This is a genomic window from Pseudomonas sp. SDO55104_S430, assembly GCF_054070595.1.
In genome coordinates this window covers 1-19,949 of sequence record NZ_JBSVXG010000111.1, presented here as the reverse complement: position 1 = coordinate 19,949, position 19,949 = coordinate 1, and the positions used below count along the sequence as shown (strand labels likewise).

The window sequence follows — 19,949 nt, the reverse complement described above, 5'->3', positions numbered from 1 at the left end:
GTCCGTGTCGAACCCAAATTCTGCGAACACCACAAAACCTGTGGGAGCGGGCTTGCCCGCGAAGAGGCCAGTTGAATCACCGCAAAAGCAACGGCCGGACTACCTCTCCCGCATCGCCTCGGTACGGGCCTTCAGGACCGGCTTGAGCAGGTAGTCCAGCACAGTCTTCTCCCCGGTAATAATGTCCACCGTCGCCACCATCCCGGGAATGATCAGCAGCGGTTTCGCATCCCCACCCAAATGATTCTTGTCGGTACGCACCTGAATCAAATAGAAGCTGTTGCCCTTGTCGTCAGTGATGGTATCCGCCCCAATCAGCTCCAGCTTCGCACTCAACCCCCCATAGATCGTGTAGTCATAGGCACTGAACTTGACCATCGCTTTCTGCCCCGGATGCAGGAACGCGACGTCCTGTGGCCGCACCTTGGCTTCGATCAGCAGGTTGTCTTCGAACGGCACGATTTCCACCATGTCACTGCCCGGCTGCACGACGCCGCCGATGGTGTTGACCTTGAGCAGCTTGATGATGCCCTTGACCGGCGAAACCACCGTGGTGCGGGTCACGCGGTCGTCGATGGCGATGCTCGATGCAGTGATTTTCGACAGGTCGGTGCGTTTCTCGTTCAGCTCCTTGGCCGCTTCCGAACGGAAAGTCTGTTCCGATTCGTCGATCTTGCTACGGATCTCGGCAATCGCCGATTCCGCCCTCGGGATTGCCAGGTTGGTGGCGTTCAGCGAACCGCGGATTTCCACGGCGCTGCGCTTGAGCCGCAGGATCTCCACCGGCGAAACGGCGCCGGTCTTGACCAGCGGCTCCGACATGCCCATTTCCTGATTGACCAACGCCAGGCTTGAACTGTATTGGCCAGCTTTCGAGCGGAATTCAGCAAGCTCCTGTGTTTTCTGCCGAAGTTGTTCGGTCAGGGTCCGTTGTTCGCTTGCCAGCCGACGTTGCCTCTGGTCGTACAGCGCACGCTCGTCTTCGGCCACTTGCGGCGCCTTGGCGATCACTTCATCCGACAGCTTCAGCGGCCGACCTTCGGCTTCCGCCGACAGCCGTTCGACCTGCGCGGTGAGGGCATAACGATCGGCCTCGCTTTCGCCCTTGTTCGACAGGTAGCGGGTGTCATCCAGGCGCAGCAGAGTGTCGCCCTTGTTCACCATTTGTCCCTCGCGCACGAAGATCTCGGTGACGATGCCGCCTTCAAGGTTCTGGATCACCTGCACTTTGCTCGACGGAATCGCCTTGCCTTCGCCCATGGTGACTTCCTGCAACACCGCGAACTTGGCCCAGACCACCGCGCTGATCAACAACGCCGCCGCCAGCCACACCGTGATCCGCGACCAGCGCGGCGAATCCTCAAGCGAGGCCCCGGCGGTTTCCGGCATGAATTCGGCCTCGGCGCTTTTGCTAAAGCTGTCGAAGTAGCCGCGTCCCTTGGGGGTAATCGGTTCGGAAGCAGACATGGCCGACTCCTAGACTGCCGCAGAGCCGACACGGCCCTTGCGCAGTGCATCAATAACCGCTTCTTTCGGCCCGTCCGCGACGATCCGCCCGTTGTCCAGCACGATCAACCGATCCACCAGGCTGAGCATCGAAGTACGGTGGGTGACCAGCAGCACGGTTTTGCCCTGGACCAGGCCGTGGAGTTTTTGCCGCAGTACGTCTTCGCTGCTGTTGTCCATGGCGCTGGTGGGTTCGTCGAGCAGCATGATCGGCGGATCCAGCAACATGGCACGGGCCAGCAGCACAGCCTGGCGCTGGCCGCCGGAGAGCAGTTGTCCGCGCTCGCCCACAGGGCGGTCGAAGCCTTGCGGGTGCTGCCGGGCCAGTTCGGTAACGCCGGTCAGCTCCGCCACTTCGAGCATGCGCGAATCGCTGATGTAGCGCGCGCCGAGGGTCAGGTTGTCGCGCAGGCTGCCGGCCAGCAGCGGCAGGTCGTGGGCGACATAACCGATCTGATGACGCAGGTCGGCGACGTCCACTTGCCGCAGGTCCAGGCCATCGAGCAGCAATTGGCCTTCCTCGGGTTCGAGGAAGCCCATGACCATGCGCGCCAGAGTGCTTTTGCCCGAGCCGCTGCGACCGATGATGCCGATCCGTTCCCCGGGTTTGACGCTGAAACTGATGTTGGCCAGCGCCGCCGCGCTCTGGCCGTTGTAGCGGAAGGTCACGCCGACCACGTCCAGTGCGCCTTGCAAATGCGTACGCTCCAGCGGTCGTTGGCGGGCATCGCGCTCCTGGGGCAGGGCCATCAGGGCGTCGGTGCTTTTCATGGTCAGTTGCGCTTGCTGGTAACGGGTGATCAGCCCGGCGATCTGCCCCAGCGGCGCCAGGACCCGGCTGCCGAGCATGTAGGTCGCCACCAGGGCGCCGACGCTGAGGTTGCCGGCGATGATGCTGTAGACCCCGGCGACAATGGTTGCCATGCCGGAAAACTGCTGGATGAACAGGGTGCCGTTGGTGGCGAACGCCGCCAGATTGCGTGCGTGGCTGTCCAGGCGGGTGAGGGCGCCGTGGGTGCTTTCCCATTTGTGCTGGCGCTCGCTTTCGGCGCTGCAGGCCTTGAGGGTTTCCAGGCCGCCGAGGGTTTCGATCAGCAGGGCCTGACGTTCGGCGCCCAGGCTCAGGCTTTTTTGCACGGTATCGCGCAGCCGCGCCTGAATCACCATGGCGAAAATGATCGTGATCGGAAACGCCAGGATCGGAATCACCACCAGCCAGCCGCCGAGCAAGCCGATCACCAGCAGCATCAGCAGGGCGAAGGGCAGGTCGATCAGGCTGGTGAGGGTCACCGCCGTGAGAAATTCCCGCAGCCCCTGAAAGTCATGGATGCTCTGGGCGAAGCCGCCGATGGTCGCCGGTTTGGCTTTCATCGCCATGCCGGTGATGCGCTCGAACAAAGTCGCGGAAAGGATCACGTCGGTTTTCTTCCCGGCGGTGTCCAGCAGGTGCGCGCGCACCACTCGCAGCACCAGCTCGAATCCGGTGCCGATCAGCAGACCGATGGTCAGCACCCACAGGGTCGACGTGGCCTGGTTCGGTACAACGCGATCGTAGGTCTGCATCACGAACAGCGGCACCATCAACCCCAGCAGGTTGATCAGGAAGCTCGCCAGAATCGCATCGCTGTAAAGCCATTTCGACAGCTTCAGGGTGTCGCGAAACCAGGCCTGCACCCGTGGCACCAGCGGCGAGCGCAGGTCTTCGAGTTCATGTCGTGGACGGGCGTACAGGGCCTGGCCGCTGTAGTGTTCGGCGAGTTCTTCGGGGTTGATCCATTGTTCGCCGCCGTCGGCTTCGCTGGGCAGGATCAGCACCCGGCCGTCTTCGCCGATACGCCTGAGCACCGCGGTGCGATCGTTGTTGAGTAACAGCAACACCGGCAGGTTGAGCGGGGAAATATCCTTGAGTTCGCGGCGCAGCAGACGCGCCTGCAAGCCGGCCCGGGCTGCGGCGCGGGGCAGCAGGTCCAGGCTCATGCGTTGCTTGGCCATGGGCAGCCCGGCACTGAGGCTGGCGCGGCTGACGGTTGCACCGTGGAGTTTGCAGAGGATCAACAGACCGTCCAGAAGCGGGTCATCGAAGCTCAGGCGCGGATCGACACCGGTGTTGCCGGGTTCCATGCTGGTCACATTGAACGCTCCGGTAAATGGCAGGACAGAAACAGATGAACAACGCACCACATCGTGTAGGAGCAGCCTTCGGCAGCTCCTACACACGGACCGGGCTTTTTATTTGAGCTCAGGCAAACGGGCTTCGCTCTTCACCTCGGCCTGGGCAATCGCATCGGCAGGCAGCACCACCCGCTGCTTGCTCAGCAACTGGCCCATGTTCGCCAGTACACGGTACATCGAATATTCCTCGGTGTAGCGTACTTCGGTGTAGCGGCGGTTGGCGTTGTAGAGTTCGTTTTCGCTGTCCAGCAGGTCGAGCAGGGTCCGTTGGCCGAGGCCGAACTGGTCCTGATAGGCCATGCGTACGCGTTTGCTGGTATCGGCGTATTCACGGGCGGTCGGCGTCTGTTTCTTGGCATTGACCATGGCGTTCCAGGCCAGGTTGATGTTCTCGTTGAGTTGGCGCAGGGCGTTGTTGCGGATGTCCATCGCCTGATTGATCTTGTGCGCGTCCGATTGCAGGCGCGCCTTGTCGCTGCCGCCGCGGAACAGGTTGTAGTTCATCACCACACCGACCCGCCATTCATTGTCATGGCCCTTGTCGCCCTGGATATTGTTGTTCGCGCCCACCGCGGCTTCGGCGTCGAAGCGTGGATAGAATGGCGACTTGGCCACTTCGTACTGGCTCTCGGCCGATTGCACATCGGCCTGGGCGGATTTCAGATAAGGGTTGTTATCCACCATGCTCTGCTGGGCTTCATGCAAGCCTGCCGGCAGTTCGCCGCGAATCGAGGGCGGGGCTTCCAGTTCGTCGGGCAGGCGCCCGACCACAGCGGCAAAATTCGACTCGGCGTCAGCCAGGTCCACCTGGGCGGTATCGAGGTTGTTTTCCGCCAGTGCCCGACGAGCGGTCGACTGGTCGGCGTCGGCGTTACTGCCCACGCCGCGTTCGGTACGCAGACCGATCTGATCGTTGACCCGCAAGTGTGCCTGCAGGTTGTTCTGGGCCAGGGTCACCAGTTCGCGGCGCTTGAGGACTTCGAGATAGACCTCGATCGTGCGCAGGGCCAGGTCCTGTGCGGTGCCTTGAGCGTAATAGGCGCGGGAGTTGACCACGCCTTTGGTGCGCTCGACTTCGTTGGCAGTGTTGAAACCGTCGAACAGCATCTGCCGCAGCCGCAGTTCCGACTGGGTGTAATTGAGGATCGAGGTGTGGTGATTGCCGAACGCCCGGGTGTTGGTGTTATCGCTGTAGCCGCGCCCGTAGGCGGCATTCAAATCGACCGACGGATAAAAGCCGCCCTTGGCGACCTTCACGTCTTCATCAGCCGACAGACGGCTGTCTACCCGCGATGCCAGTTCCGGGTGGGTTGCAATAGTGCTCTGGATGGCTTCGGTCAGGTTCATGGCTTGAGCCTGATAGGTGCAGGCCATGGCCAGTAAAACTGCGGAACAGAGGGGGTTAAGGCGGCGCATGGTGCATCTCCCTGACGTCCTGATGGTGCTTTATCGTCGCCAATTTATTGACGACATTTATAGGAAAACCGTTTCACGGGTTTTACATCAGAGCTAAGAACATTCTGGAGAGAAGCTAAGAAGGTTTTCTCATAATGGTTATGCCGAAAAAAACTTATGCGCTCTGCAAAATCCAGCACATTGTTCAGTTGCGAAGCCCTTGTTTTATGAGCTCTAGGGCGCTCATCAGGGTTTTGCGAAAGTTCCAATCCACTTATCGACATGGAGCGGAGAAGTGCTGGAGGGGAGGGACGCGGAGCGGGTTGTTGTGACAATTTTTTGTCACTCCAGTGATTCACAACCGTTACGCATCGCTCGCAGGGCCGGTCATCCACGAAGAGAGGTCCGATGTCATTGATGGCAAAGGATTTTTCACCGGCGTAGATGACGCCCGTGAGCAGTACGCTGGGCGAGATTATCGCCAGGGAAGCGGCTTACGCAGGTAAACGCTGACCGGCAAACGCTCTGCCAGCCACCCGCCTTGTTCATCCACACGCATGTTCTCCGTCACAAAAAAAGGTGCCGACAGCGGTTGGCAGCGGAGGAAATGCACATGGCTACGCTCATCGGTATCGTCAGTAAGGTCATCGGTCAGGTGTTCGCGGTAGCGGCCGACGGCACTCGTCGCGCCCTGGTCGAAGGCGATCGATTGTTCGCCGGTGATCAGCTCAATACCGGAGCCGAAGGCGCCGTGGCGGTGCGCCTGCAAAATGGCCAGGAGCTGACCCTCGGCCGGGGCAGCAGCCTGCAGATGACCCCTCAGTTGCTGGCCCATGAGTCTCCGCACCTGAACACCAATGAATCGGTGACGCCCAGCGAGGCGCAACTGAGCGATGTCGAGCAACTGCAAAAAGCCATTGCCGCCGGTGACGACCCGACGCAGACCGCCGAAGCCACGGCGGCGGGGCCAGGCTCGACCGGACCTGCGGGCGGTGCGCTGGGGGGCGGCCACAGTTTCGTGATGCTGGAAGAGGTGGGCGGTCGGGTCGATCCGACCATCGGCTTTCCTACCGCCGGCTTCGGCGGCATTCCCGAGTTCCCTGAAGAACGCCACGACGCTGTGGTCAATACCGACGATGGCGGTACGGCACCGGTGATTGTGCCTCCACCACCTCCTCCGGTCGTGAACAACCCGGTCACTCTGGGTGGGTTGTCGGTCCAGGGCGGCGAACTGAACCTCAACGAAGCGAACCTGCCTGACGGTACGGCGAGCAACCCTGCGGCCCTGACCCAGAGCGGCACCTTCACCATCAACGCGCCCGACGGGTTGAACAGCCTGAGCATCGGCGGGATCAACGTCATCACCGGCGGTGTCGCCGCAGGCTTTCCGCAGTCGATCACCACGCCACTGGGAAGCACGCTGACCATCACCGGCTACAACCCGGCCACCGGCGTGGTGAGTTACAGCTACACCCTCAACGGCAGTGAAACCCATTCGAGCGGCGACGGCACCACTCTCAGCGAACACTTCACCGTGGTGGCGGGCGACAACAACGGCGATACGACCACCGGTTCGCTGGACGTCAATATCACCGATGACGTCCCCAAGGCGATCGACGACTTCAACGGCACGGCCTCGGAAACCCAGCTGACGTTGAACGGCAATGTATTGACCAACGATGAGCAGGGCGCCGACCGTGTTCCTGTGGGTGAGAACGCCGGTCCGATCACCCCCGGCACTTTTGTCGGCACCTACGGCACTTTGGTGCTCAATGCCAACGGCACCTACACCTATACCCTCAACACCAGCGACCCCGATTTCAAAGCGCTGCACGGCGGTGGCAACGGCACTGAAACCTTCACCTACACCCTCACCGATGCCGATGGCGACACCAGCACCGCCAACCTGGTGCTGAACATTCACAACAACGACGATGGCGTGACCATCAATGGTCTGAATGTCGAGGGTGGTGAGCTCAACGTTTACGAGAAAAACCTCAGTGAAGGCAGCAATCCCGACGCAGGTGCCCTGACCCAGAGCGGCACATTCACCATTACTGCGCCGGATGGCGTAGAAACCCTGACCATTGGCGGCATCAACGTGGTGGTTGGCGGGGTGAGCGCGGGCTTCCCGCAGTCGATCACCACACCGTTGGGCAGCACGCTGACCATCACCGGGTTCAACGCGGCTACCGGTGTTGTCAGTTACAGCTACACCTTGGTGGATAACGAAGCGCATCCGAATGCGAATGGCGCCAACACCCTGTCCGAGCAGTTTGCGGTCACGGTGGTGGACGATAACGGCACCACCGCCAACGGCAGCCTCGATGTGAACATCGTCGACGACCTGCCAAAAGGCGTGGATGACACCAATGCCGGGACGGCTTCCGAAACCCAGCTCACTCTCAATGGCAACGTGCTGACCAACGACGTGCAGGGCGCAGACCGCGTGACAGTGGGTGAAAACTCAGGCCCGATCACCCCCGGTACTTTCGTCGGCACTTACGGCACTCTCGTGCTTAATGCCAACGGCACTTACACCTACACCCTGAACACCAGCGATGCCGACTTCAAAGCCCTGCACGGCGGTGGCAACGGCACTGAAACTTTCGCCTACACCATCACTGACGCTGACGGCGATACCAGCACCGCCAACCTGGTGCTGAACATCCATAACAACGATGACGGCATCAACATCGATGGCCTCAACGTCTGTGGTGGCGAGCTCACCGTCTACGAGAAAAACCTCAGCGACGGCAGCAACCCTGATGCCGCCGCACTGACCAAGAGCGGCATGTTCACCATCACAGCGCCAGATGGCGTGGAAACCCTGACCATCGGCGGCATCAACGTGGTGGTCGGTGGCGTGAGCGCGGGCTTCCCGCAGTCGATCACTACACCGCTGGGCAGCACGCTGACCATCACCGGGTTCAACGCCGCTACCGGTGTTGTCAGTTACAGCTACACCTTGGTGGATAACGAAGCGCATCCGAATGCGAATGGCGCCAACACCCTATCCGAGCAGTTCACCGTCACCGTAGTCGACGACAACGGCACCACCGCCAACGGCAGCCTCGACGTGAACATCGTCGACGACCTGCCCAAAGCGATGAACGACACCAATGCCACCACCGCTTCGGAAACCCAGCTCAGCCTCAACGGCAACGTGCTGACCAACGACGTGCAGGGCGCTGACCGCGTGACGGTAGGCGAAAATTCCGGCCCGATCACGCCGGGCACTTTCGTCGGCACTTACGGCACTCTCGTGCTCAATGCCAACGGCACTTACACCTACACCCTGAACACCAGCGACGCCGATTTCAAAGCCCTGCACGGCGGTGGCAACGGCACCGAAATCTTTGCCTACACCATCACCGACGCTGACGGCGATACCAGTACCGCCAACCTGGTGCTGAACATCCACAACAACGACGATGGCGTAACGCTCGACGGCCTGGACGTCTATGGCGGCGAGTTGACCGTCTACGAGAAAAACCTCAGCGACGGCACCAGTCCCAACGCACCGGCGCTGACTCAGAGCGGCACCTTCACCGTCACGGCGCTCGATGGTCTGCAAACCCTCACCGTGGGTGGCATTACCGTGGTCAGCGGCGGTGTGGCTGCCGGCTTCCCACAAACCATCACCACGCCATTGGGCAGCACCCTGACCATCACCGGCTACAACGCGACCACGGGTGTCGTCAGCTACAGCTATACCCTGGTGGACAACGAGGCGCATCCGACGGCGAACGGTGCCAATACACTCACCGAGAACCTCACGGTGGTGGCGACCGATACCGACGGCAGCACCGCCACCGGCCAGATCAACGTCAATATCGTCGACGATTTGCCGACTGCAAGGCCGGACGCCGACTCGGTGCAGGAAGGCGGCACCGTCAGCGGCAACGTGCTGGACAACGACATCGGTGGCGCCGACGGTCCCGCTGCCAGTGGCGCCGTGGTTGGCGTGCGTGCGGGTTCCGACACCTCGACCTCGGCCATCGGCGGTTTGAACAGCCAGATCAACGGCACCTACGGTTATCTGACCCTGGATGCCCAGGGCAATGCGGTTTACCACAGCAACCCGAACACCGTGAGCGGCCCCGGCGCCACCGACGTCTTCACCTACACCGTGCGCGACGCCGACGGCGACGAAAGCACGACCACCATCACCATCGACGTTTACAACAGCTGCCTGGCAGCCACCAGCGACAACGATGTGACGGTCTACGAAAAAGCGCTGGACCTGAGCAAGGACGGTCAGGATCTGGCGGCGGGCACCGTCACCGGCAGCCAGCCGGGCAGTACCGCGGAAACGGCCAGCGGCACGCTGGTCGGCTCGGTGACCGGCGCCGTCGGTGCGATCACCTATGCGCTGGTTGGCAGCGCCAACGGCGCGTACGGGCAAATCCAGATCAACCCCAACGGCACCTACACCTACACGCTGACCACGCCACCGAGTACCACACCCAATGCCAATGACGGCCCCAACGTCATGCATGAAAGCTTCACCTATCAGGCGACCGATTCGCTGGGCAACATCGTTACCAGCACCATCGTGGTCAATATCGTCGACGACGTGCCCAAGGCGATGAATGACACCAATGCGGCCACCGCGTCCGAAACTCAGCTCACGCTCAATGGCAATGTGCTGACCAACGACGTGCAAGGCGCGGATGCCGTGGCTACCGGACCCAGCAGCGGCCCGATCACCCCCGGCACTTTCGTCGGTACCTACGGCACTCTGGTGCTGAACGCCAACGGCACTTACACCTACACCCTCAACACCAGCGACGCCGATTTCAAGGCTCTGCATGGCGGTGGCAGCGGCACCGAGACCTTCGCCTACATCCTCACCGATGCCGATGGTGATACCAGCACCGCCAACCTGGTGCTGAACATCCACAACAACGACGACGGCATCAACATCGATGGCCTCAACGTCTACGGCGGCGAACTGACGGTCTACGAGAAAAACCTCAGCGACGGCAGCAACCCTGATGCCGCTGCACTGACCAAGAGCGGCACCTTCACCATCACTGCACCGGATGGCGTAGAAACCCTGAGCATCGGTGGCATCAACGTGGTGGTCGGCGGTGTGAGCGCAGGCTTCCCGCAATCCATCACCACACCGTTGGGCAGCACGCTGACCATCACCGGGTTCAACGCGGCAACCGGTGTCGTCAGTTACAGCTACACCCTGGTGGATAACGAAGCTCATCCAACGGCCAACGGCGCCAACACCCTGTCCGAGCAATTCACCGTCACCGTAGTCGACGATAACGGCACCACCGCCAACGGCAGCCTCGACGTGAACATCGTCGATGACCTGCCCAAAGCGATGAACGACAGCAACGCGTCCACCGCTTCGGAATCCCTGCTCACCCTGAACGGCAACGTGCTGACTAACGACGTGCAAGGCGCCGATCGCGTACCGACCGGCCCAAGCGCCGGCCCGATCACCCCCGGCACCTTCGTCGGCACCTACGGCACGTTGGTGCTCAATGCCAACGGCACTTACACCTACACCCTCAACACCAACGATGCCGACTTCAAAGGCCTGCACGGCGGTGGCAACGGCACCGAAACCTTCGCCTACACCATTACCGATGCGGACGGCGATACCAGCACCGCCAACCTGGTGCTGAACATCCACAACAATGACGACCCGGTGATCGTCAGAGGCCTGGATGTGTGTGGCGGCGAACTGACCGTCTACGAGAAGAGCCTCAGCGATGGCAGCAACCCCAACACACCCGCGCTGACTCAAAGCGGGACCTTCACTGTGACCGCAGCGGATGGCCTGCAAACCCTGACAGTGGGCGGCATCAATGTGGTCACTGGCGGCGTGGCAGCCGGCTTCCCGCAATCGATCACCACACCGTTGGGCAGCACCCTGACCATCACTGGCTACAACGCGACCACGGGCGTGGTCAGCTACAGCTACACCCTGGTGGACAACGAGGCGCACCCGACCGCCAACGGCGCCAACAGCCTCACTGAAAACTTCAATGTGGTGGCGACCGACACCGACGGCGATTCTGCCAGCGGCCAGATAAACGTCAACATCGTCGACGACGTGCCCAAGGCGGTGAACGACAGCAATACGGGAACCGCTTCGGAAACCCAGTTGACCCTCAACGGCAACGTGCTGACCAACGACGTGCAAGGTGCGGACCGCGTAACGACCGGCCCCAGCAGCGGACCCGTCACTGCGGGGACCTTCGTCGGCACCTACGGCACCCTGGTGCTCAATGCCAACGGCACTTACACCTACACCCTCAACCCCAACGATGCCGACTTCAAGGCCCTGCACGGTGGCGGCAGCGGTACCGAAAGTTTCACCTACACCCTCACCGATGCCGACGGCGACACCAGCAGCGCCAACCTGGTGCTGAAGGTCTACAACAACAACGACGGCGTCACGCTTAACGGTCTGGATGTGTATGGCGGCGAGATCACCGTCTACGAGAAAAACCTCAGCGACGGCACCAACCCCAATGCATCGGCGCTGACTCAGAGCGGCACCTTCACCGTCAACGCACCGGACGGCCTGCAGACCCTGACCGTGGGCGGCATCAACGTGGTCACCGGCGGTGTGGCGGCGGGCTTCCCGCAATCGATCGTCACGCCATTGGGCAGCACCTTGACCATCACCGGCTACAACGCAACCACAGGCGTGGTCAGCTATAGCTACACCCTGGTGGACAACGAAGCGCATCCAACCGCCAACGGCGCCAACAGCATCACCGAGAACTTCAACGTGGTGGCCACCGACGGCGATGGCAGCTCGGCCAGTGGGCAGATCAACGTCAACATCGTCGACGATTTGCCGACCGCCAAAGCCGACACCTCTTCGGTGGCGGAGGGCGGAACCGTCAACATCAGCGTACTGGGTAACGACATCAGCGGTGCCGATGGCCCGGCGACCGTGATCGGCGTGCGCGCTGGCGGCAATACCTCGACGTCGGCGGTCGGCGGCCTGGGCAACAATATCAATGGCACCTATGGCTACCTGACCCTCGATGCCGCGGGTAATGCGGTCTATCACAGCAACCCGAACTCGGTCAGCCCGGCGGGGGCTACCGATACTTTCACCTACACCGTGCGCGATGCCGACGGCGACGAAAGCACCACCACCATCACCATCAATGTGGCCGACAGCGGTATCAAGGCGGTCACCGACACCGATGTGACGGTCTACGAAAAAGCCCTCGACCTGACCAGGGACGGCCAGGACCTGGCACCTGGAACCGTGACCGGCAGCGATCCGGGCAGTTCCAGCGAGACCTCCAGCGGAACCCTGGTCGGTTCGGTGACCGGCGGCAGCGGTGCGATCAGCTACACCCTGGTCGGCAGCGCCACCGGCACCTACGGACAGATCCTGCTCAACCCCAACGGCACCTACACCTACACACTGACTTCGGCGCCGAAAACCTCGCCGGGTGCCAACGATGGTGCCAATACCCTGAGCGAATCCTTCACCTACAAGGCCACCGATGCGCTGGGCAACAGCACCACCAGCACCATCGTGATCAACATTGTCGATGACGTGCCCAAGGCGGTGGCTTCGGAGCGCTCGGTGGCGGCGGTGGAGATCGACACCAACCTGCTGCTGGTGATCGACGTGTCCGGCAGTATGGCCGACCCTTCCGGCGTACAGGGTCTGACGCGGCTGCAATTGGCCAAGCAGGCAATCAGCGCGCTGCTCGACAAGTACGACGACCTGGGCGACGTCAAAGTGCAGATCGTCACCTTCAGCAGCAACGCCACAGACAAGACTTCGATCTGGGTGGACGTCGCGACCGCCAAGTCGATCGTGGCCGGCCTGTCGGCGGGCGGCGGTACCAACTACGATGCGGCGGTGGCGATGGCGCAAACCGCGTTCAACACCAACGGCAAGCTGACGGGGGCGCAGAACGTCGGTTACTTCTTCTCCGACGGCAAGCCCAACGAAGGATCGATTGGCGGCGGGGACGAGACGGCCTGGAAAAACTTCCTCATCGACAAGCAGATCAATAACTACGCGATCGGCCTGGGCTCGGGTGTCGGCAGCAGCGACCTCAACCCGCTGGCCTATGACGGCACCGGGACGGGCACCAATACCAACGCGGTGATCGTGACCGACCTCAACCAGCTCAACTCGGTACTGTCGGGTACTGTGGTGGGCGCGCCGGTCACCGGTTCGCTGCTGGGCGATGGCGCAACCTTCGGTGCCGATGGCGGTTTCATCAAATCCATCACGGTCGATGGCACCACCTACACCTACGATCCGAGAGCCAACAGCAACCAGGGGTCGTTGACCTTCAGCGGCGGCGCCAACCATGGCACCTTCAACACGGTCAACAACACCTTGAGCATCGCCACCGACAACAAGGGCACCCTGGTGGTGAACCTCGACACCGGCGAGTACAGCTACACCTCGCAGAAAGCCACGTCGGTGCTGATCACCGAAAACATCGGCTTCACCCTCAGCGACAACGACGGCGATCTCGCGAGTTCCACCCTGGTGGTCAAGGTCATTCCGAACGCGGCGCCGGTGGCGGGCGATGACCACATCATCACCAACGTACTTTCCAGCAACGTGGCGGTGCCGGCGGATGTACTGCTGGCCAACGACAGGGATGCCGATGGCGATCCGATCAAGGCGTCGCCGACCACCTTCAACACTGGCTGGGTCAACAAGGCCGCTGATTTCACCGGTACCGGTACAATCAACTTCTCGGGCATCGGCATAAAACCGTCCAATCAGGTGCTGGACAACGTGCGCGGATCTTTCGCCGCCAACACCGCCACCATGACGGCGGTGCTGGTGATCGGCGGTTATCTGGGGGTTGTGAACGCTGCCAACACCAACGATGAGGACAAGATCACCGTCAACCTCAAGCAAGGCGAAACCCTCAACCTGGACCACAATCTGGATCCCGGACACATCGCCATGAAGTACTCCATCAACGGTGGCGGCTGGATCGACATTGCTGATGGCCAGACCATCACCGCGACGGCGGATGGTGTGTACCAGATCCATATCACTAATATCGTCAACACCTCTGGCACCAATACCAGCGCGGCTGAAAACTACCAGCTGACGATGACGCTCAACTACGCCGGCGCCCATGACGTCACCCCGGACTACCACGGCACCTACACCGCCAGCGACAACCATGGCGGCAGCGCCAACGGCAACGTGACCATCAGCTACCAGGACGGCCACACACTTACCGGGACCGACGGCAACGACACCTTAGTGGCGGGCGATGGCAACAACATCCTCAATGCCGGCGCTGGCAACGACATCCTCACCGCCGGTACCGGCAACAACGAGCTGCACGGCGGGGCGGGCAATGACCTGCTGTTCAGCGGCATCGGCAATGATCTACTCGACGGCGGCACCGGCAACGACACCGCCAGCTACGCCCATGCCACGTCCGGCGTGACGGTGAACCTGGGTGTGACCACGGCGCAGAACACCCTTGGCGCCGGCACCGACACCCTGACGGGGATCGAGAACCTGGTCGGCTCCAACTTCAACGACAACCTGACTGGCGACAACAACAGCAACGTCATCACCGGTGGCCTGGGCAACGACGTGCTCAATGGCGGGGGAGGCGACGACTTCCTGATCGGCGGCCTGGGCAACAACACCCTGACCGGCGGCAGCGGCGCCGACACCTTCCAGTGGCTCAAGGGCAACAGCGGGCATGACGTGGTCACCGACTTCACGCCGGGCACCGACAAACTTGACCTGTCGCAACTGCTGCAAGGGGAGAACGGCACTGCGGCTTCGCTGGATGACTATCTGCACTTCACCGTCAGCGGCAGCGGCGCATCGGTGATGACCAGCATCGACGTCAGCGCCATGGCAGGCGCCGCGCCGAACCAGACCATCGACCTGGCGGGCGTCAACCTGGCCAGCCATTACGGGGTCACGCCAGGGGCGGGCGGGGTGGTGTCCGGGGCGGACACGGCGACCATCATCAACGGCATGCTCAATGATCATTCGTTGAAGGTGGATACCGTGTAACCGACGCTTTTCCTGTAGGAGCGAGCATGCTCGCGATGGACGTCAACGATAACGCGGGGTGCCTGATGCCCCGCGGTGTTCTTGCCACCATCGCGAGCATGCTCGCTCCTACAGGGGGATTCGTTTGAAGGTCGGGGAGGTGCAGAATTGGGAAATCGAAATGCATTTGCTGCATGCGATTTCCCAATTTCGCTCCCGGTACCCCTGCAATGAAAAATCTCGATCTGAATCTGCTTCGGGTGTTTGACGCGGTCATGCGCGAGCGCAATGTGCTGCGGGCAGGCGAAGCCATCAGCCTCAGCCCGTCGGCCGTCAGTCATGCTCTTTCGCGCCTGCGTACGCTGCTCAAGGATGAACTGTTCGTGCGCACCGCCACCGGCATGGAACCCACCGTGCGGGCACTGGAAATGGCGCCCATGGTGCGCGATGCCTTGGTCATGATCGAACGCGCCTTCGGCCATGAACAATTCGAGCCGGCCAGCACCGATCGGCAATTCTGCATCGCCGCGACCGATTACCTGTCCTCGGTGGTGTTGCCCCATGTCCTGCGGGAAGTGTCGATTCAGGCGCCCCACGCAAGCGTCACCGTACTGCCCGCCTGCCGACCCGACCTGACCACGCAGATCGATGTCGGACGGGTCGACATTGCCCTCGGGTCGTTCGCCAGCGTGCCCCATCGACTGCGCGAACAGGTGCTGTTCGAAGCGCGAGATGTGTTGCTGGTCGCCCCGGATCATCCCCTTGCCGGCAGCGAAATCCGTCTCGAGGATCTCACTCGGTTGCGCCTGCTGGTGGTCTCCACCGGCACCACGGACGATGGCCTGCTGTCCGAGCGCGGGCTGTCGCGACGTGCGGAAATGTTCGAGCGGGCGGCGCTTAAGGCGGCGTTCAGTTCGATCGGCCGAACCCCGGACATCAAGGTGGTCCAACCGCATTTCCTGGCGATCCCCAGCCTGTTGGCCGGCACCGAAATGGCCGCGATCGTGCCGTTCACCCTGGCGAGGATTTTCCAACAGGCCGGCACTGCAACGTTCTCGGAATTGCCTTGGGCCTCAGCGGCGCGTCCTGCGCATATGGTCTGGCATGAACGGCATAGCCAAGACCCCGGGCACCAGTGGTTGCGCGAACTGCTGGCGAAGGCGGCGCGGCATGTGGCGCAGATGGATGCCGGTTAAATGCATGTCATGCATTTTCATTTTTTGAAAGTTGCACTTCTTCCGTCGTGCTCGGCTCGGTAGCGTATTGAATGCCTATCGCGGAGACAGCTCATCATGGCCAACATCGACATCACCCTTCCTGACAGCCAACTGGCCCGTGAGGCGACGCAGCTGATTCGCGACACCGAAAGTCCGTTGCTGTTTGCCCACTCGGCCCGGGTCTACTGCTGGGGCGCGTTGATCGGTCGGCAGAAGGGCCTGAAGTTTGATCCGGAGCTGCTCTATGTCGCCTCGATGTTCCATGACATCGGCCTGACGTCGGCGTACCGCGACAGCCAACTGCGCTTCGAGGTGGACGGCGCGAATGCCGCCCGTGATTTCCTGCGCAGTCACGGAATCGGCGAGGCGGAGGTGGACAAGGTCTGGAACGCCATCGCCCTGCACACCACACCGGGCATTCCCGAACACATGCACGGGGAAATCGCCCTGGTGCAGGCCGGCGCTGGGATGGACGTGGCGGGGCGTGGGTTCGAGCAGTTCAGCGACGAGCAACGCACATCGGTGATTGCTGCCTATCCTCGCGAACCCGATTTTGCTCACCAGATGATCGACACGTTTTACCAAGGAATGAAACATCGGCCGGGCAGCACCTTCGGCACCTTCAACGATGATTTTCTCGCCTATAAGGATCCGAAGTTTGAACGGACCAACCTGTGCAGCGTCATCCTGTGTTCGCATTGGGAACGGCACTGACGTGCCCTCGCGAATTGATCGTTCCCACGCGGAGCGTGGGAACGATCAGATCGCAGCCTTCGGCAGCTCCTACATAAGGGGATGTGCAGTGCCGTGGCTACATGGGTTCCGGCGGCCCGATCAACCTTCCCATCACCCCGAACACCCCCAGCTCCCGGATGACCTCCAGCTCGCCCTGGGTCTCGACCATTTCCGCAATCAGCGGCAAATCGATGCTGTTGGTCGCCCTGAAGATCGCCTCGATGAATAGCCGTTTATCCCGCTGCTCATCGATACGCCGGATGTAGGCGCCATCGATTTTCAGGTAAGCCAGACCCAGTTGTGTGAGATTGCCGATCTGGCTGAAGCTGCCGCCGAAATGCTGCAGACCCAGGCGATAGTTGGTGTCGAGCAGGGCGTGGCTCAGGCGCTGCAATTCGTCGGGTGGCGGCAGTTGGCGTTCGTCGATTTCCAGGGTCAGCAACGGCGCCAGTTCCGGCAGTGAATCGAGCATGTCGAGGATCAACCGCAGCTGCGTCTGATCGCGCAAGGTGCTGCCAGACAGGCTCAGCGCCAACGGCCAGCGATTGACCGCCAGATAGTCGAGAGTCGCCTCGAGCATGGCCAGGTCGAAGCGGGCGGACCAGCCCAGGCGTTCGATCCACGGCAGGAACTGTCCGGCGGCAATCGCCTGGCCCTGGGGATCGAGCAGGCGAGCGAGGACCTTGTGATGCAGCACCTCACTGGTGTCGGCGCATTGCACCACCGGCTGAAAATACAACTGCAGCCTGTCGTGGGTCAGGGCGTCGTCGATCCAGCTGCGCCAATCATGTGGGGCATGATGGGTTGCAGAGTCCTCATGACTCAGCTGTGCCCAGGGGCGTTCGGGCTGGAGCCGGGCCTGGGCCAGCGCCTGATCGAGGCGCATCAATACATCGCTGGCCAGTTCACCTGGACGAAAGACGACGATGCCCACGTGCGCTACGGGCAGGCAATCGCTGGCGCCGGTCTGGCGCAGGTTTTCCAGGGTGGCGCTCAGTTCCGCGGCCACGCGCGCCGCATCTTCGGCATTCAGCCCCGGCGTCAGCAGACTGAATTCGCCCCCGCGATTGCGCGCCGCCAGCCAGGTGCGGCGTTCCGGCAGCCCGGTCAGGCGCTTGAGCAGTTCGCCGACCGCACTGATCAGCGCATCGGTTCGCTGGCCGCCAAGGCGCTGGTTGAGCCCGGTCAGGTCGTTGAGCCGCAGCATCAACAGGTGACCGTCGCCATGGTGCTCGGCCACCAGCAGATGGTCGGCCAGCTGTTCATCGAGCAAGCGTCGATTGGCCAGCCCGGTCAGGCTGTCCCGGTAGGACTCGTCGCGCAATTGCTCGCTGCGCGCCGCTTCTTCGCTGAACAGCGCCTTGAGCTTCTCGACCATCTGATTCATCGCCAGCACCACGCGTTTCAACTCCGGCGTGCGCGGCAGTTTCGGCAGGCTCAGGAACTCGCGCTTGCTGATGGCTTCGGCCTGTTTGACCAGGGTGTCGAGGGGACGAAGTTGCCGGCGCAGCAGCCAGCCCCCGAACACCGCGCTCAGCAGACCGCAGATCAACAGCCAGATCAGGCTGCCCAGGGTGCTGTCCCAGAGTTTGGCCAGGGCGAATTGCGGGTTGCTCAGAACCTCGACCCGCGCTGCCTGTTCCCAGCCGCGCATGATCAGTGCATCACCGCCTTCATGGCGCAGGTTGACCAGACGAATGAACCAGCCCGGCACGCCCTCGATCCGCTTCGACGCATTGCGCTCCACCAGTACACGCTGATCGCGGTTGTCGATGATGCGGATGCTGCTGAAGTAGCCACTGTCGAAAATCGAGCTGACCATCAACTCCATCATCGCCGGGTCATCGACCTGGGCGGTCAGCGACAGGCCCAGTGCGGTGGCCGCGTCCTGGGCATGGGAGCGCAACTGACCCAGGGTCTGTTCGCGGGAGCTTTCCAGGCTGACAAAAAAACTGCCGCTGAACGCCACTACCAGGAACAGGCAGATGGCGAGAAACAACTGATTGCGCAGTTTCATGACACGCTCCTTGCTCGGGCCTTCAGCCGTCGCCGACGGGGAAGCCTTCGGCCTGCATTTTTTTCAGTACGTCCTGCCAGCGCGACAGCTTTTTCGAGTCGCTGCTGCGTTTGCCGCCATTGGCACCCGGCAGGTACAGGCCTTCGGCGTTGAAGGCGTACACCGGCAGCAGATCCTTGCGTTGCGAGGCAGGAAGGATGTCGCTGATCAGGTTGTCCAGCACCAGCGGGTCGGCGGTGGGGCTGCTGTAGAAGGTCAAGACCATGTGCGCCTGGTTCTGGGTCAGTGCCTTGACGTAGGTGATGCGCAGTTTTTCGCTGGGAATTCCCAGCTCGCGCAGGCTGAAATACTTCGCCAGGGCGTAGTCTTCGCAATCGGCGGCACCCTTGACCAGGGCCTCGACGGGGGTGGCCCAGTAGTCGGTCTGACGCCAGATCCGTGTGTCGTCCTGAAAGCTCAGTTGCTGATTGAAGAAGCGATTGACGGTATTCAACTGTTCGCGCTCGGGGGCATTGCGTTCGCCCTGCAGCATCTGGCTCCATGCCTCTATCCGCCCTCGCGCCGGGCCGAGGTTGCCGTAGCGTTTTTCGGCGGTTTGCAGGATCTGTGCGAAATCCCAGTCGGCGCGGACCATGCCGAGCCCGGCCAGCAGAAATCCGGCAAGCAACAGCAATCCGCCGAACCGAAGCCGGGGCGCTGACCATCCTGGACTACGCGGACTACGGAGCATGTGTGTCTGCTCGGGGGGCGGATTGGTGAAGTCTAGGTGTTTTTTTGGATCTGGTTGATGTCTGGTTTGGGGACATATCCGTTTCTGCGGTAACGGCTACTTATGGTTCCGCCCTTACGGCGGGTCACTTTCGAAGAGCGCGAAAGTAACCAAAGCGCTGGTGCCCCTGACGTT

Annotated in this window: 8 protein-coding genes; 3 read left to right on the top strand and 5 right to left on the bottom strand. The window is 61.8% G+C overall.

What is annotated here, in order from left to right; all coding sequences use genetic code 11:
- Nucleotides 1-99 precede the first annotated feature (99 nt).
- The 3 genes from ACW9JE_RS18880 to ACW9JE_RS18870 all read right to left on the bottom strand — a co-directional run bounded on the left by ACW9JE_RS18880 (nt 100) and on the right by ACW9JE_RS18870 (nt 5,094).
- Nucleotides 100-1,467, bottom strand: coding sequence for an HlyD family type I secretion periplasmic adaptor subunit (locus tag ACW9JE_RS18880; protein WP_224536176.1), 1,368 nt, complete (start codon nt 1,465-1,467; stop codon nt 100-102).
- A gap of 9 nt (nt 1,468-1,476) precedes the next feature.
- Nucleotides 1,477-3,636 (bottom strand): type I secretion system permease/ATPase, encoded by a 2,160-nt coding sequence (locus ACW9JE_RS18875; RefSeq protein WP_457433583.1) that lies wholly within the window; start codon nt 3,634-3,636, stop codon nt 1,477-1,479.
- A 99-nt stretch (nt 3,637-3,735) separates the two neighbouring features.
- On the bottom strand, nt 3,736-5,094 hold the full coding sequence (locus ACW9JE_RS18870) for a TolC family outer membrane protein (protein WP_224536180.1): 1,359 nt from the start codon (nt 5,092-5,094) through the stop codon (nt 3,736-3,738).
- A gap of 592 nt (nt 5,095-5,686) precedes the next feature.
- Between ACW9JE_RS18870 and ACW9JE_RS18865 the strand changes: the two genes are divergently transcribed.
- The 3 genes from ACW9JE_RS18865 (at nt 5,687) to ACW9JE_RS18855 (ending at nt 17,007) form a co-directional block, all read left to right on the top strand.
- The gene (locus ACW9JE_RS18865; RefSeq protein WP_457433582.1) at nt 5,687-15,097 is read left to right on the top strand and encodes a retention module-containing protein; all 9,411 of its coding nucleotides are present in this window, start codon (nt 5,687-5,689) and stop codon (nt 15,095-15,097) included.
- 209 nt (nt 15,098-15,306) lie between these two features.
- Nucleotides 15,307-16,272 (top strand): LysR family transcriptional regulator, encoded by a 966-nt coding sequence (locus ACW9JE_RS18860; protein ID WP_457433581.1) that lies wholly within the window; start codon nt 15,307-15,309, stop codon nt 16,270-16,272.
- A 96-nt stretch (nt 16,273-16,368) separates the two neighbouring features.
- The gene (locus ACW9JE_RS18855) at nt 16,369-17,007 is read left to right on the top strand and encodes an HD domain-containing protein (protein ID WP_457433580.1); all 639 of its coding nucleotides are present in this window, start codon (nt 16,369-16,371) and stop codon (nt 17,005-17,007) included.
- 97 nt (nt 17,008-17,104) lie between these two features.
- Here the strand turns inward: ACW9JE_RS18855 and lapD are convergent, their stop codons facing one another.
- A complete protein-coding gene (gene lapD / locus ACW9JE_RS18850; protein ID WP_224536188.1) occupies nt 17,105-19,045 on the bottom strand; it encodes a cyclic di-GMP receptor LapD in 1,941 nt (646 codons plus the stop codon).
- Between the two features lie 22 nt (nt 19,046-19,067).
- Entirely contained in the window at nt 19,068-19,775 is a 708-nt protein-coding gene (gene lapG, locus ACW9JE_RS18845; protein ID WP_224536189.1) for a cysteine protease LapG, read from the bottom strand.
- Between the last annotated feature and the right edge of the window lie 174 nt (nt 19,776-19,949).

Coding starts and splice junctions, on each gene's coding strand:
- ACW9JE_RS18880 (WP_224536176.1), bottom strand. CDS start 1,467: ATGTCTGCTTCCGAACCGATTACCCCCAAGGGACGCGGCTACTTCGAC.
- ACW9JE_RS18870 (WP_224536180.1), bottom strand. CDS start 5,094: ATGCGCCGCCTTAACCCCCTCTGTTCCGCAGTTTTACTGGCCATGGCC.
- ACW9JE_RS18865 (WP_457433582.1), top strand. CDS start 5,687: ATGGCTACGCTCATCGGTATCGTCAGTAAGGTCATCGGTCAGGTGTTC.
- ACW9JE_RS18860 (WP_457433581.1), top strand. CDS start 15,307: ATGAAAAATCTCGATCTGAATCTGCTTCGGGTGTTTGACGCGGTCATG.
- ACW9JE_RS18855 (WP_457433580.1), top strand. CDS start 16,369: ATGGCCAACATCGACATCACCCTTCCTGACAGCCAACTGGCCCGTGAG.
- lapD (WP_224536188.1), bottom strand. CDS start 19,045: ATGAAACTGCGCAATCAGTTGTTTCTCGCCATCTGCCTGTTCCTGGTA.
- lapG (WP_224536189.1), bottom strand. CDS start 19,775: ATGCTCCGTAGTCCGCGTAGTCCAGGATGGTCAGCGCCCCGGCTTCGG.